The 16,507-nt window shown below is 34.1% G+C and carries 11 protein-coding genes; 4 read left to right on the forward strand and 7 right to left on the reverse strand.

Annotated features, from left to right (window positions below):
• Window positions 1-20 precede the first annotated feature (20 nt).
• The 4 genes from LAB100_RS06110 to LAB100_RS06125 all read right to left on the reverse strand — a co-directional run bounded on the left by LAB100_RS06110 (window position 21) and on the right by LAB100_RS06125 (window position 4,494).
• Window positions 21-2,153, reverse strand: coding sequence for an SLAP domain-containing protein (locus LAB100_RS06110; protein WP_162894141.1), 2,133 nt, complete (start codon window positions 2,151-2,153; stop codon window positions 21-23).
• A 404-nt stretch (window positions 2,154-2,557) separates the two neighbouring features.
• Window positions 2,558-3,937 carry a DUF438 domain-containing protein gene (locus tag LAB100_RS06115; protein WP_119325426.1) on the reverse strand — a complete coding sequence of 460 codons (1,380 nt, stop codon included), beginning with the start codon at window positions 3,935-3,937 and terminating at the stop codon, window positions 2,558-2,560.
• Complete coding sequence (locus LAB100_RS06120; RefSeq protein WP_119325425.1) at window positions 3,921-4,166, reverse strand: DUF1858 domain-containing protein; 246 nt, start codon at window positions 4,164-4,166, stop codon at window positions 3,921-3,923. Before LAB100_RS06120 ends, LAB100_RS06115 begins: the two co-directional genes overlap by 17 nt.
• Before the next feature lies 1 nt (window position 4,167).
• The gene (locus LAB100_RS06125; RefSeq protein ID WP_119325424.1) at window positions 4,168-4,494 is read right to left on the reverse strand and encodes a metal-sulfur cluster assembly factor; all 327 of its coding nucleotides are present in this window, start codon (window positions 4,492-4,494) and stop codon (window positions 4,168-4,170) included.
• A 185-nt stretch (window positions 4,495-4,679) separates the two neighbouring features.
• On the opposite strand from LAB100_RS06125, the gene LAB100_RS06130 reads away from it, so the two are divergent.
• Window positions 4,680-7,832 carry a Cna B-type domain-containing protein gene (locus LAB100_RS06130; protein ID WP_119325423.1) on the forward strand — a complete coding sequence of 1,051 codons (3,153 nt, stop codon included), beginning with the start codon at window positions 4,680-4,682 and terminating at the stop codon, window positions 7,830-7,832.
• Between the two features lie 41 nt (window positions 7,833-7,873).
• Here LAB100_RS06130 and LAB100_RS06135 read toward each other — a convergent pair whose 3' ends face one another.
• Window positions 7,874-8,761 carry a helix-turn-helix domain-containing protein gene (locus LAB100_RS06135; protein WP_119325422.1) on the reverse strand — a complete coding sequence of 296 codons (888 nt, stop codon included), beginning with the start codon at window positions 8,759-8,761 and terminating at the stop codon, window positions 7,874-7,876.
• A 341-nt stretch (window positions 8,762-9,102) separates the two neighbouring features.
• Between LAB100_RS06135 and LAB100_RS06140 the strand changes: the two genes are divergently transcribed.
• Window positions 9,103-10,527, forward strand: a complete 1,425-nt coding sequence (locus tag LAB100_RS06140; RefSeq protein WP_119325421.1) for an amino acid permease — start codon at window positions 9,103-9,105, stop codon at window positions 10,525-10,527.
• 87 nt (window positions 10,528-10,614) lie between these two features.
• Here the strand turns inward: LAB100_RS06140 and LAB100_RS06145 are convergent, their stop codons facing one another.
• The gene (locus LAB100_RS06145) at window positions 10,615-12,033 is read right to left on the reverse strand and encodes an NAD-dependent succinate-semialdehyde dehydrogenase (RefSeq protein WP_119325420.1); all 1,419 of its coding nucleotides are present in this window, start codon (window positions 12,031-12,033) and stop codon (window positions 10,615-10,617) included.
• A gap of 213 nt (window positions 12,034-12,246) precedes the next feature.
• On the opposite strand from LAB100_RS06145, the gene LAB100_RS06150 reads away from it, so the two are divergent.
• Window positions 12,247-13,185 (forward strand): AEC family transporter, encoded by a 939-nt coding sequence (locus LAB100_RS06150; RefSeq protein ID WP_119325419.1) that lies wholly within the window; start codon window positions 12,247-12,249, stop codon window positions 13,183-13,185.
• 210 nt (window positions 13,186-13,395) lie between these two features.
• Window positions 13,396-14,787, forward strand: a complete 1,392-nt coding sequence (locus LAB100_RS06155; protein ID WP_119325418.1) for an amino acid permease — start codon at window positions 13,396-13,398, stop codon at window positions 14,785-14,787.
• A 112-nt stretch (window positions 14,788-14,899) separates the two neighbouring features.
• Here the strand turns inward: LAB100_RS06155 and guaB are convergent, their stop codons facing one another.
• Entirely contained in the window at window positions 14,900-16,378 is a 1,479-nt protein-coding gene (gene guaB / locus LAB100_RS06160; RefSeq protein WP_119325417.1) for an IMP dehydrogenase, read from the reverse strand.
• Window positions 16,379-16,507: the final 129 nt, after the last annotated feature.

Below are 16,507 nucleotides of genomic sequence, written 5' to 3' on the forward strand. Positions count from 1 at the left end.
AAATTATTTCTGAATAAATATTAATGAACGTCGCTTGCTTTAACCCATTCGTTAGTCGCTACACGGTACATCTTTGAACCATTAATTATTGCATATCTATCGGTAAACCAAGCTGTTTCCGGTGCTAAAGCTCTAGCAGTATTTTTTTTGCCATTAATATCGAATAATTCTTTTATAGATTCAGATTTAGTTTGAACAACGCCTTCATTTGAAACATACTCAATTATTTCATTTGTTTTGACGTATTCATTATTGCCCACACGATAATAGGTAGTTCCATTTAACATCAACTTTTGATCCGTTTTCCAACTACTATTGAAATCTAAAGCTCTATTAGCATGTTCTTTACCACTTCTATTAAATAACTTAGTCATAGATAACTTAGTTTGAACAAATGAATTATGATCTTCAACAGTTGAATTAGACTGCTTTTCTTTAACATAAAGATTAAGCACTTTCTGAGATTTATTCAAAGTCATTTTACTATTTGAAGAATTTTCTAATTCGTAATTTTCTGGAATTTGTATATCCACACTTTGTCCATGTTTTCCTTCGACAGTGTAAGTATAGATTGTTCTCCCAGTAATTTTGTCTACCAAATTGATTTGAGTAGTTACCTTATCTTTGTCATCTGGCATTTGAATTCCGTTAGATGGCACTACCAAAATATTTTGAACGGGCTTTTTGGAACTAGCAGTGATCTGACTACTATTATTATCAGTTACAACATAACCTTTAGGTACCTTTAAAGCCATTGGCTGACTTTCAGGAGAATTCAACACTTGCTTTCCAACGACTGTTCCATTTGCCAAAACGAAATATATTTCAGTTTTAATAATTTTATTTACCAAAACGGTACGGTCCTTCTCATCGGCAGACACAACAATATCAAACGGATCTACATAGTCTTTTTCATACTTACTTAGATTTACTTTATCTCCAGTATTTCCCTTAATAGTGATGGTTTTTACAACTTTATCAGTTGCTCTATCTTTTAAGTGCAATACATTAGTCTGTGGCAATCCCTCTAGTACAATTTTTGGGAAGTTTTTTTCATCATCGTTATCAACAAATGGAACTCTATCATTTCCAACAATTTTATATCCATTTATTGGCTTGACCTTGGAAAATTTTCCTTTTTTTACAGGAGCACTAGATTGATCTATTATATTGCCTTTTTTATCAACAAATAAAAAGGTTTGATACTTATCATAGTCATGATCATATTCTGGCCTTAATTTAACTATAACTGTTTGATCATCATCAACAAATGAGAAACTATTCCACTGATAATATCCATCCGGTAACTTACCATCAAGGTCGATATCGTCTCCTTCTCTACCCTCTACTTCAACCATATCGCCTATTTGATTGCTATCTTCATCAACAAATTTCACTTTTTTCTTAACGTTAGATTTTAATATAACAAGTTCAAATATATCTCCCTCTTGTTCTATATAATTGCTATATACAAAACTATTCTGATATTCAAACCCTTTAGGTAATTTATCATCGATTTCATCAAAAGGAATTCTTGCTCCTACTTCTCCAGCAGTATTAAGTTCAACAAGAACGTCACCATTCAATCTCTTCAAAATAACTTTTATTTTTACAGCATTATAAACAACTCTAACGATGATCCTATGTCCATCTTTTCCTATAAAGCCTTCGGAGGATTGTGTTTTTGCTAATTTATAATTCCTAGGAGCATATATACGTAAAAAATTTCCTTCTATTCCCCTTACTTCTTCAGTTCCAACCTCTTTACCATCTTCTGTTTGAAATATCAGCCAATTCGTTATCCTCTTATCTGAAACTTTAATGTTAATAATGGTTCCATCTTGTTTCAGCATTATTTTTTTATCTTGATCTGGACTTACCTCATATCCTTCTGGTAAATGAACTCGTGAAACAATTTCAGAAATATCATAAATTTTATTTTCTTCTCCAAAGAACTGACCATTGTCAATTTCTTTTCCATTTTCATCAATAAATTTTATTTCATTATGAACATTATTTACTTGCTCAAATTCATTTCGAATTTGTGAACTTACAGCACTAGCCATAATTATATTTGCACTAGTCGCAATATTTCCTCCACCCAAAACAATTGTTGAAAACATGATTCCTGCTGTTAATACCTTTTTATTCATAAACATCCCCTAAAATTATGTGTCTTGTACTTTTTCTTTTTATAAAATTTAAATAATATTTTTTCCTAACGATTTAATAAGTTAAAACTAATGTAATATAATCAAAAATCTTTCGCAATAAAAAAACAAAACATTTAAAAATCGTTGGATATTTTATTATAAAATCAACTTAATGCTAATTATTTATGCATTGATTTCTCATATACATCCATAAGAAAATAATTATGAAACCGAGGAATTTTAATTCTAATTTAATAAAAAAAGTCACAAATCATATCTGATTTGTGACTAATTATTATGATTGTAAATTTTATTTACTAATTGGAATTTTGATTAATATTATCAGTTTAACTTCCTTGGAGGTTAAAAAAGTTTTCCATACGATATTTTCATCAAAACGACACTTAACCATTCAATAATTTCTTTTCACCTTTCAATCCTCTTATATGTGTAACGTTTTGAGTTACTTCCAAACATCCCAAGTAATTTCCATCTTCATCATGTAAAGCATAATAGCGGATATATACGAAAATCTTTCCATGTAAATTGATCCAAAATTCATTTTTTTGTGATGTTCCTGCGTGGAAATCAGCTAGTATCTTCTTAACTTTATCAACACTCTTAGGTGGATGACAGTTCACAACGGCCCTTCCAATAACAGCTTTAGTCCTAGGGAATACTCGATCTGGTGAATTGGAGAACCATTTAACATGATCGGTGGCATCTACTAATGTCAAATCAACCGGCAACACTTTGAATAAGGCTGTTAATTCTGCCAAGTTCAAAGTACCACTATCAAACTTTACATTAATGCTATCTAATGAAGGAAACTCTAGTGAAGTCGGTTCTGTCTTCGATCTTTGTGCAATTCTTTCATGCACCGACATCTTCTTTTTAGGCTTTGACTCTGATTTTGGTTTTAAATCTTGAGTTTTTGCCAAATTCATCGCCATTTGATTCAACTCTTGAGCTACTGAAGATGGTTGTTTCTTTTTTCCTTCAGCAATTTCTTCGGCTGTTGGCTTCCATGGTAATGGTTGAGAAATCAAAGTATAACCTAATTCTGGTTCTTCTTTAGCAATCGCGTACCAATCCTCTGGTGTCGCCACTTCATCAAGCATCGGAATCATAATTTCTTCTTCTTTAAAAATCATTTCCAAAACTTCTTTTGTGGCCTTCTCAATAGACCTTTCTATTTCATACTTATCAGGAAGTGGTTTCGAATTGACCATCTTGTTAGCATCTTTAATCCAACCTCTGATTTCATCATCAACGCCCCACATTACCTTAGGCGGTGCCGTAATTCCATACTTATCCATCAATGGAAAAATCAAATTTTCCTTACGAGTATAGTGTTTATCTATCTTCAAAAGATCCTTTAAGGCGCTACGCATCCGTTGTAAATACTTTTCATTCTTCCCATCTTGTTGCCATTTCTTCAAACAAGGCAATAACTCGTCATTTATCAGTGAAGTTATTACCAAATTCTCCAATTTCATAGTTGAAACTGGATGTCCCGGTTTTTGAAAAGCTGGTGTTGTTTGATTATCGGTAATTGAGCCCTTGAAGACAGCAGCATGAACATTACAGAGATTTTGAATTTCCATTGGATTTAAGCCATTGGCAATCAACTCTCTTTCCGCGGAAGTGATTTCAGAAACATCAACACTGGAAAAAGAATCATCGAACATTTTCTTAGCCTCATCAAAATCTCCACCTTGATGTAGAAAGTTTAATATCTCGACGATTTTTTTCTGACGCTGACTGCTATTTGTTTTGTTCATAATTTTTTATCGTATATCCTCTCTGTGAAAATTCATTGGCAATTTTTTCTAAAGGTATCCCCATTGCTCGCGAACCTTTTTTTAAATTAATAAACTTACCAACACTATTGATCATTCCTGGAATTTTGATTTTAGTAAAACCCAAATCATACATGATCTGTACAAAATCAGGATATTCATCTGCTAAAACTTTTATCGGTACTTCAAAATCAATTACTTTTTCTGCCATCTTAACCCTCATAGTCTTCTGGGATACCCAAAGCCGTACGACCGGCTGACGTCATTTTACTAATACTCCACATCGGATACCAAACTACTTGGATTTCAGATTCTGTAATTCCTTGTACCGACTCGATTGCTTGTTTGATCATATCGTTCAACATATCGCTTAAAGGACACCCCATAGTCGTTAAAGTCATCGTAACAATAGCTCGATTGCCATTTTCTATTTCTACTTCATAAATTAAACCCAAATTAACAATATCAATTCCTAATTCCGGATCAATAACCTGTTTTAAAGCATTCACGACTTGTTCTTTTTTGATATTTTCTTCCATTATTAATATCCTTCATACTTTAAATATATTTCTCAAGTAAATTAATTATAGTATAGGAACAAATAAATTATTATTAAACTTTCCTTATTTACATAAATATTTCTATAAAATTAGTAGTACCATTACATATAGATAGATTTAATTGGGAATTAAATCTTATTACTACAATTGAGGAGATTTTGAATATGTTAAAAAAGGGAAATAACATATTTAGTCTACTAATCATAATACTGTCTATTTTTATGACTAGTTCTATAAATATTGTTAAAGCTGCTGATGGGACAACCAACTGGGGAGACCAGTTCATAACAAAGGTACAATTACAAAATGCTGATGGTTCTCCAATATCTACATCAAACACAGATGCACGTAATATGAGTGCTACTTGGGAATTTTCAACTGGAAATAATGTCGTTAAAAAAGGTGACACTATTACAGTAAAAGTTCCTGAACAGTTTGCTGTAGCTGGTGCAAAAGATGCTGATGTCATGGAAACTGATGCTACTAATCCACAAGTACTTGGTACAAGTCATCTAGATGTCGATACTAGAACTATAACTGTGACATTTAATGATTATGCAGCAAACAAATCCAAGACAAGTCCCGTAAAGGGGCAGTTTTGGCTTAAACAACTTGGTTGGGATGTAAATCATGTCACAACTGGTGACCAAAAATTAGACTGGATAACACAGGGAACCGCATCTCAAGACAATACTTCCACGGGATCAGTTAATATTGAACCATCTATTCCTGATCAAAATGAAACTCTTTCAAAATACGGTGGTATTGATCACGATACAGTTAGATGGACCGCTCGTATAAACTATAAGGGTGAATCTCTTCCAAATGCTACTTATAAGGATATTCTTGGTCCTAACCAAACTTTGCTAGTTGATGACACTCATCCAGTTTCAATTAAGTCAGGTGTCTTTGATCACGATACTGGAAAAATCACTTATGATTCTCCTAACCTAATGGAGGGTAAATCAATAGTAGAAACAAAAGATTCAGATGGAAATACTAATGGATTTACCATTGATCTTGGTAATATTGATCATTCAATTATGCTCGAGTATTCCACTAAAATAACTAATTACGATAACTTATCCAATGCATACGGAAATACTGGAGTTCTATCGTCAAATCAAAAAGTTATAAATACTAACACAGGAAATGTATTCACAAATATTCTAGGCAGTGATGCCGGTTACTCAGATATTGTCTCTGTAACTGGTCACAAACTTTGGGATGTACCTGCAGGTACAACTATTCCAGACAATGTTCAAATAGATTTAATGGCTAATGGCACTGATACTGGTAAATCAGTAACTGTTAGTTCATCCAATGATTGGTATTATGAATTTGATAACTTATCAGAATATGACACTTCTGGTAAAAAAATAACTTATACCGTTAAAGAAGACAAAGTACCCGACGGTTTCCAATCATTACCAAGCTCTACCAATTATGATATAACCAATACTCTGTCTCAAATAATTGTTAAAAAAGCATGGCAAGATGGTAATAATCCTAACCGACCTAAATCAGTTATAGTTAATGTCTACGATGGTAACGGAAACGGTCTTTCAAATGTAAAACCAGTTACGCTTGATAACTCTAACGAATGGACAACTACCTTCTCCAATCTACCAAATGATAGACGTTGGTATCTTTCCGAAATTGGTTCCAATGGAAATATCGATTTCAAAACTCCTGAAGGATATATTGAAAGTCAAAAGTATATTAATAATAATCCATATAATATAATATTGACTAACACATTAGCCACAAGTCTAACTGTTAACAAAAAATGGGTAGAAAATAATGTAGATCAAAAAGAACATTCAGGTTCTATTCAAATTCAACTATATGCTAATGATAACGGTCAAGGTAATAAGAAGTTGGGTGACCCAATCACTTTGAATAATGAAAATAATTGGACGCATATATTCGGTCAAAACATTGACAAACCTACTGCAGAAGATTCTTCAACAAACCAACTGCCCAAATATGATATTGATGGAAACGAAATAGTCTATACCGCTCAGGAAATTACACCATCTGATGGATATAAAACGACTTATTTATATAACACTGATAAAACTAAAGAAACTATTACTAATACCCTCAAAACCACTACTCCAACTGATGACAAAACAAAATTTACTGTAGTAAAAAAATGGGAAAATGGGAAAAATACCAATCCTCCAAAATCAATCCAAGTTCAGCTTTATGATAACGATGGTAAAGATGCAATTGGTGACCCTGTTACTTTGACTTCTTCAACAAATACAGATGAAAATTGGACGCATACATGGACTGGATTGGATGCAACCAAAACTTACTCTGTTAAGGAAGTAGATCACCCTTCCAACTATACATCCTCACAATCACAAACTGACAATACTGTAACTATTACAAATACTTATCATGACAGTGGTTCAACTAATCCTCCGACTGATGACAAAACGCACTTAAAGGTTACTAAGTATTGGCGCGACAATAACAATAAAGATGGTAAACGTCCTAATTCAGTTACTGTTGATCTTTATAATGGTACACAAAAAGTTGATTCAACTACTTTAAATGCAGATAACAGCTGGTCATATGATTTTACCAATCTTGATAAAAACGGTCAGTATACCGTTCGGGAGGAACCAGTTTCTGGATATACTTCGAATTCTGAACAAATTTCATCAACCAATGTAAATATCTACAATACACTAACAAACACTTCGACAGGTGATATATTGAAGACTATCACTGTTAATAAACATTGGCACGACAACAATAATCGGGATAATAAACGTCCCAATTCAGTTAAGGTCAACCTCTTAAAGAACGGCAATATCATTCAAAGTGCTACTTTAACAAGTTTAAATGGCTGGTCATACGATTTCACTGGATTGAACAAAAATGATCAATATACTGTTGCAGAAGTTCCAGTTGAAGGTTATACAACAACTACTTCTACAAATGGAAATATTGTAACAATCACAAATACTCGTACGCCAACAAAAACACCAGATAATCCAGGTAACCCTAGTACTCCTGTAAATCCAGATAATCCAAGCAATCCTGGATCTTCTACGGGCACACCCTCTGGTTCAAACACACCAGGTAGTTCAACTGCAATTCCTGGTGGCAATGATACAACTACATCATTTACACCAAGTAATCCGATGATTCCAAGTGTTCCATATTCTAATAAAACAACAAATAATAATTCTAACCTATTGCCACAAACTGGCTCTGTTACTAATATTATTTATACGATCATTGGTTTTATTATTTTAACTATCTTAACAACTTGCTTAATCAGAAGAAAATTAGTTTAAACAAAAAGACATCCTGTAGTGAAGGATGTCTTTTTATATTTCTAGTTATTTTTTTGCTTATCATATTCTTTTCTTAAAGCATTAATTCGTAATTCAACTACTTCATTACGGTTAATCTTGGCAAATGCCAAAGACTCAGTTAACAAGCCATCAACAACTTCCCCAGACTTATTTTGCCCAATCGCTATTTTAGCTGCCAAGAATTTCAAACGAGGTAAGTAATAAGTAATATGTTGCTCGGAACATAGCTTAATACCTCGATCGACTAACTCAGAACTCACTTCATAATTCTCAACTTTAATGTAAAATTCAGCTGCAAAGAATACTACAGTCAAAATTCTTAAATAAACATTGATACTACCCTTTTGGAAAGTTTGATCTTTATGAATATTAATATAAGACAAAACTTTAGAGAAATAGAATTCGGCCTGCTTAACTTCACCGCGCCTTGAATAAAAGATTCCCATTCCTGTATAAGCTAAATAAGTATAAATTGTTTGATGTTTTTCATCCAGATCATCTAAAATTTGAGAAAGTGAATAAAATAATTCTTCAGAAGTTCCATTTGTCAAAGCTATGAACAAACCTTTTTGATAAAAGAACTGCATTTTCAAAGCATTATTATTTATCTTATCGCTATCAATCTCGGATAAACTCTGAGATACTTTCGGATAATTTTCCATCATTAGTTCGCTCTCAACTCGATTGAGTACCGTTCGCATATGTGTTGTTGACTCTATTGAATTTCTATACAAATCATCAACTGACAAACCAAGTCTTTCGCATAACCTATTTAAAATATTTAAAGATGGGACCCGACCATTGTTCTCAAATTTACTCAACGTTGATTGTGTACAGATTCCCTTACATAACTTAACTTGGGATATCTTTAAAGACTTTCTCCGTTCAATAAAAATGTTAGTATCCATAATATTATCCTCATTATCTTTTGAAATCTAAAGAATGAATTATGCAATTTATTCAAAAAAATCACGGAATATTTTACATAAAAATTTAGATTTAAAATCACCATTACTACTATATTCAATTATCTAATTTATAGGTTGATTTGTAAACATATATATCAAATTTATATTGAATCAAAAAATAATAATATTTATTTTATTTATTAGTCCCGAAAATTTTCTGAAATTCTTTTTCATTACAAAATGAAAAAAATATATGACAATTGAGCAAGTCTGCGTTATTATATATTCCATGTTAAAAAAACAGCTGTTCACAGATAGTGAACACAAAGGGTGGGATTTATATGGCTAAAGATAAGGAAAACTTAAGCCGCAGCTTATCTTCAAGACAGATGCAAATGATTGCTTTAGGTGGAACCATTGGGGTTGGTCTATTTATGGGGTCAGCTTCTACTATTAAATGGACCGGACCTTCAGTTCTATTAGCTTATGCTTTGGCTGGATTAATCCTTTATATGGTTATGAGAGCTTTGGGGGAAATGCTCTACGTTGATCCATCTACGGGATCTTTTGCTAAATATGCAACTGAATATATTCATCCCGTTGTCGGATATTTAACGGCTTGGAGCAATGTCTTCCAATATTTAGTTGTTGGTATCAGTGAAGTTATTGCTGTTGGTACTTATCTGGAGTTCTGGTTTCCAACAATGCCTAAGTGGATTGCAGGTGTTGTCGTTGTTGTAACACTCTGTGCGGCCAATTTGACTTCTGTTAAAGCTTACGGTGAATTGGAATTCTGGTTCGCCTTAATCAAAGTTTTAACAATTATCATGATGATTATCTTAGGATTCTTCGTAATCGTCTTCGGTGTTGGTAACGGCGGTCATCCTGTTGGTATCAGTAATCTCTGGACAAATGGTGGCTTCTTTACCGGAGGTCTAAAAGGATTCATCTTTGCACTATCAATCGTTGTAGCATCTTATCAAGGTATTGAAGTTATCGGTATCACAGCTGGTGAAGCTGAAAATCCTCAAGAAAATATTGTTAAAGCCATTCGTTCAATCGTTGGTAGAATTTTAATTTTCTATATTGGTGCTATTTTCGTGATTGTCTCTATCTATCCTTGGGACAAATTAGGTACAATTGGTTCTCCATTCGTTGAAACCTTTGCCAAGGTAGGTATCACTTTTGCGGCCGAAATTATCAACTTCGTTATGTTAACAGCTGCCATGTCTGGGTGTAACTCTGGTATCTTCAGTTCCAGCCGTATGCTTTACACTCTAGGACTTGAAAAGCACTTACCTAAATCATTCGTTAAATTATCAAAACACAACGTTCCTTATATTCCAGTTCTTACAATTTCCATTGGTATTCTATTAGGCTTGATTTTAAATTACTCACTACCGTTACTACTACATACCTCAAGCAATATCTTCGTTATTGTTTATAGTTCTAGTGTACTTCCAGGTATGGTTCCTTGGTTTGTTATTTTAATCAGTGAACTACGATTCAGAAAGATCAATAAAGAAAAAATGAAAGATCATCCATTCAAAATGCCGCTCTTCCCTATCAGTAACTACCTTGCAATTGCTTCACTATTGGTTATTTTAGTTTTCATGTTCTTAAACCCTGAGACAACCGTTTCACTATTAGTTGGAGTTGTTTTCTTAGTCATTATGACATTGCTCTACTTCATCAAAGAACGTAAACCAAATAAAGCTGCCGTCACAGAAAAAAACTCTGAAACAGAATCAGAAGAACTAGATTAAAAATAAAACGCCACCTACTAAGACCTCTTATATATCTAGGTCTTTAATAGATGGCATTTTATTTTTTTATATCTTAATTTTTAAAGTTTAGTTCTTAAAAACAGCTAATCCTCCAGCAGGATTATTCCAATCTGGTTCTTGGGCTGTTACAACTAACTTTTCATTTGTAAAGGCTGTTAATCCCAATTGGCTCATTTCACGACCGTATCCTGAACCTTTAACACCACCAAATGGTAACTCTGGCAATGAAACAAGGAATGAGTTTACAAAAACCATACCAGTTTCAATCTTCTCTGCAACTGACTTACCATGTTGTGGATCGGATGAAACAACAATTCCACCTAATCCTAATTCAGAATCATTGGCCAAATCAATTGCTTCTTGATCAGAGCTTACTTTAAATACTTGAGCAATTGGTCCAAACATTTCATCATAGAATTCTGGATTGTCTTTTGAAATATCAGTCAAAATAGTTGGTTGAATAAATTGACCTGGCAAATCTATTGGTTGGTTACCGTAATATACCTTAGCACCACCAGCTACAGCCTTATCAATTTGTCCTTGAAGTTTATCCTTAGCACGCTTGGAATTCATTGGAGCAATTGTAGTCTTAGAATCCATTGGATCACCAGGAACTAATTTTTCAAAATTAGCTTTGAGTTTCTTTAAGAATTCATCGTATAAGTTATCTGCCACAATAAATCTTTTATCTGAGGTACATACTTGTCCGGCGTTATAAATTCTAACTCTCCAGGCTAAATCAACTGCTTTATCTACATCAGCATCTGACAAAACGACAAAAGCATCAGAACCACCTAATTCCATCGAATTCTTTTTAAGGTTCTTACCAGCCGTTTCAGCAACTGACTGACCACCACGTTTTGATCCAGTTAAAGCCACACCTTGAACACGAGGGTCGGCAATAATGTCACTAACTTGATCGTAACTAGCGAAAAGATTTGTCAAACTTCCTTCTGGAGCTCCAGCTTCTTGAACAATTTTCTCAAAAGCGGCAGCTGAACCAGGAGTATTTGAAGCGTGCTTCAAGATCATTGGGTTACCTACCATAAAGTTAGGAGCAAAGACACGCATGATTTGATAATATGGGAAATTCCATGGTTCCACCATCATCAAAACACCTGTAGATTGATGTAAAATCTCAGCATCTCCAGTATTTCGACTAGTAATTGGTGTTGGTTTTAACATATCGGCACCATTATCAGCGTAATAATCAGCAATAATAGCACACAATTCTACTTCACCCTTTGATTCGGATAAAAGCTTCCCCATATCTATGGTAGCAATCTTGGCTAATTCATCTTCATTCTTTCTCAACAAAGCCGCTATTTTGTGTAACACATTAGCTCGATTATTAACTGGTTCATTACGCCATTCTTTGTACAATGCATGTCCGACACTTAGTGCTTTCTCAATTTTTTCTGATGTTGCATTGGGATATTCTTTAATAAGTTCATTTGTATATGGATTAACAGTTTTATAGGCCATTATTAATTCCTCCTGAGTAATAAACGAGAACACTTTTATTAATTTATACATCTATTGTAAGATACCGTTTTCATTTTTCAAGCATTTGCACTCCACCACTTCTCACATTGGACCGTACCTATCCTGAAAATTAAAAAAATATTAAAATCTTTCAAACCCTTTTTAAAAAAAGTGTAGTATTGAGCATATATAATTAATGAAGGGTGTTTTTATATGGGCGTTTTCTTCTCAAGTATTCAAGGAATCCTAATTATCATCGGTTTAATTGCTGTTGGTTATGGTCTAAGTTATTTAGGTTGGTTTTCAGAAAATTCAACTCGACTAATTGCTAAATTGGTTACACAAGTTGCATTGCCTACTTATATGATTTCTACTATTACTAAAGATTTTACTGCTAAAAAATTGATAAAACTTCTGCCTGACTTAGCAGTACCTGTTTTATCAATGACCATTTTGATTTTTATTTCGATTCTTTTGATTAAAATTTTAAAAATTGATCCTAAACATAAAGGACTTTTCTCATCAATGTTCTTTAACTCCAACACGGTCTTCGTTGGTTTGCCAGTTAATATGGCTCTCTTTGGGGAAAAGAGTTTGCCTTATGTTCTAGTCTATTACATGGCTAACACTACATTTTTCTGGACTTTAGGTACTTACCTAATTCAAATGGATGGTGAGATCAAAGGTACATTTAAATTAAAGACAACCTTAAAGAAAATATTCTCACCACCATTGTTAGGATTCATCATTGGTTTGATATTAGTTATGTTACATATTCAATTACCTAACTTCTTAATGTCAGATTTTGAATACCTTGGAAATCTAACAATTCCTCTTTCGATGATCTTTATCGGTATTTCTATTTACAACGCTGGACTTAAAAATGTTTCCTTCCACAAAGATAATTTGGCTATTCTCTTTGGAAGATTCATTTGTGCTCCTTTACTAATGGCTGGTTTATTTCTTTTCATTCCTGCTACTCCACTAATGAAACAAGTCTTTATCGTCCAAGCCGCTATGCCAGTTATGACCAATGCACCGGTAGTTGCTAAACTCTATCACGCCGATTCTGATTATGCAGCTATCATGGTTACTGAAACAACTTTGATGAGTTTGATTGTGGTTCCAATTATTATGATGTTAATTAAATAGAATTTTTAAGAGTTTGGAACGAAATATATCTCAGCTCTCAAACAACAAATAGTCTCCGCGCAGTGATCATCAAGAATGATTGCCACACGGGGATTTCTTTATGTTATCTCAGTACAAATATTAAAATTATTATAATGTTATTAGATTTAATGCTGTGATTTTAACTTTCAAAATGTCATAATGTATTTACATAAAGTTAGGAAGTGTACTATGCCATCATTATTTAGAAAAAAGGATATCGTTAACGATCTTTTAAATGAAAAAACTAGTTTACCTAGAACGCTCTCTGCCAAAGATCTAATTATCATGGGTGTTGGTGTCATTGTTGGATCAGGTATTTTCATTACTCCTGGTATTATTGCCGCTAATTACGCTGGTCCTGGGGTTATTTTGACGTATCTTTTAGCAGCTTTAGTCTGTATTGGTGCCGCATTTTGTTATTCTGAATTCTCCTCGACTATTCCTTTAGCAGGTAGTGCCTACACTTATTCCTACTCCGTTTATGGGGAAATCGTCGCTTGGATAGTTGGTTGGTCTTTAATATCCGAATATCTATTTGCGGCGTCCTCAACTGCTGTAAGTTGGTCGGCTTACTTTAGAAATCTTTTAGCTGGTTTTGGTATCCAATTACCCAAAGCTTTGCAATCTGCTGCCGGAACTGCTGGGAATACTGGTGGTCGATTTGATATTGTTGCCTTCGTAATTGTCTTTATTGCTACGGTTCTTTTATTACAAGGTATGACTGAATCAATGAAAGTTAATACAATTATGGTTTACGTCAAAATCTTTGTTATCTTGCTATTTGTTGCTGTAACAGTATTTTATGTTAAGCCTAAAAACTACAATCCTTTCTTACCGTTTGGAGTAGGTGGGATTGGACGTGGTGCTGCAGTTGCTTTCTATGCTTTCTTAGGATTTGACGTTGTTTCCTCAGCGAGTGAAGAGGTTAAAAATCCTAAAAGAAATATGCCCATTGGTATCATAGCTTCACTTTTGATTGTAGCAATTCTATACAGTTTGGTTTCACTAGTATTAGTAGGAGCTGTCAATTACAAGAAATTGAATGTTGCTGATCCAGTTTCTCATGCTTTGAACCTACTCAACCTAAATTGGGTCTCAGGTATTGTTTCATTGGGCGCCATAATGGGAATGACAACCGTCCTATTAGTCGTTATCTACGGTGGAACTCGGTTGATCTTCTCCTTTAGCCGTGATGGCTTGCTTCCAAAGCAGTTCAAGAATCTCAGTTCTAAAGGGGTTCCCGTTCGTAGTACTATTTTAGTTGGATTGATTGCTGCTACTTGTGCCGCCGTAATTCCCATTGAAAAAATAACTGAACTAGTTAATATCGGAACATTGTTAGCTTTCGCAGTAACATCAATCGGTGTCATCTTTTTACGTCACAGCAAAAATACTAAAGACTTGCAACCAGCTTTCAAAGTTCCATTTTACCCAGTCTTTCCTTTAATATCCTTTGTTGCTTGCATTTATTTAATGACACAATTGCAAAGTTTTACTTGGAAAATGTACGCCATTTGGACCGCTATTGGTCTGATCATTTATTTCGGCTATGGTTATCGTCATAGCAATGAGAAAAAATAACTATCTAACCTTGTTCCTATGTCAAAAAAAACGGCATCTATATAAGAAATATTCAGGGCATGTAATATATACCTGAATTTCTTAATAGACACCGTTCTTTTTTATCTAAATTTTATTTAACTGAATAATTAGGAGCTTCTTTAGTAATTGTAACATCATGTGGATGTGATTCTCTCAAACCAGCATTTGAGATTTGAACAAATTGTGCATCTTGCAATTCTTTCAAGTTATGAGCACCAACGTAGCCCATACCTGAACGTAAACCACCAAGTAATTGATAAATTACATCGCCAACAGCACCCTTAGCTGCGACACGACCTTCAATACCTTCGGGAACCAATTTATTAGCTTCATTAACTCCACTTTGGAAGTAACGGTCTGATGAACCATGTGACATAGCAGCTAAACTACCCATTCCACGGTAAGTTTTGAATCGGCGACCTTGATAAATTTCAAATTGACCAGGAGCTTCGTCAGTACCAGCCAACATTGAGCCTAGCATAACGGCGTTACCACCACCGGCCAATGCCTTAACGATATCACCTGAATACTTAATACCACCATCAGCAATAATTGTTTTGCCATATTCATGAGCAACACTTGCAGCATCATAAACAGCAGTTAATTGAGGAACACCAACACCAGCGACAATTCTTGTTGTACAAATTGAACCAGGTCCGATACCAACTTTAACAACGTCTACACCAGCATCATATAGAGCACGTGTACCTTCTGCAGTAGCAACATTTCCAGCAATTAAGGTTGCTTCTGGGAATTGTTCTCTAATTTGAGCAATCTTTCTTAGTACACCGGCTGAATGACCATGAGCAGTATCAATAATAATTGCATCGGCACCAGCTTTTAATAGAGCTTCAGCACGTTCAAATGTATCACTTGTAACACCTACTGCGGCAGCTACTAGCAAACGACCATATTTATCTTTTGCGGCATTGGGAAATTCTTTAACTTTTTCAATATCTTTGATTGTAACTAGACCACCTAGACGACCATTCTTGTCAATCAAAGGAAGCTTTTCAATTTTATGATCTTGGAGAATCTGTTCGGCCTCTTGAAGTGAAGTACCTAATGGAGCTGTAATCAAAGCTTCACTTGTCATTACAGTACCGATTTTAACGGAATAATCTCTGATAAAACGTAGATCTCTGTTAGTAATAATACCAACCAATTTTAAATCAGTTGTATTAGTAACGATTGGTACACCACTAATGTGATATGTACCCATTAACTTTTCAGCTTCACTAACTTCATCATCAGCTGTTAAGTAGATTGGATCAATGATAACGCCATTTTCTGAACGCTTAACTTTTGAAACTTCATCAGCTTGTTGTTCAACACTCATATTCTTGTGAATAACACCCAATCCACCTTGGCGCGCCATTGCAATAGCCATTGGGGCTTCAGTAACGGTATCCATACTTGCACTCAAAATTGGAGTGTTTAACTTAATATTCTTAGCCAATTGAACTGATAAATCTACTTCGTTTGGTAAAACGTGACTCTCTGCTGGTATTAATAAAACATCATCAAATGTGAATCCCTTTTTATCAAATTTTGTATCCCATGCCGACATGATATTCCTCCTAAGTATTTGTCTTTACCTATATCTAGGTAAAATTTATAAACATGGTATACGATTTTTTTAAGATAGTCAATCAAAGTTTGTGAAATAAAAAAGAGCTTATCGTCATAACGACAAGCT

The sequence above is a fragment of the Companilactobacillus musae genome, assembly GCF_003967595.1.
Lineage (GTDB): Bacteria > Bacillota > Bacilli > Lactobacillales > Lactobacillaceae > Companilactobacillus > Companilactobacillus musae.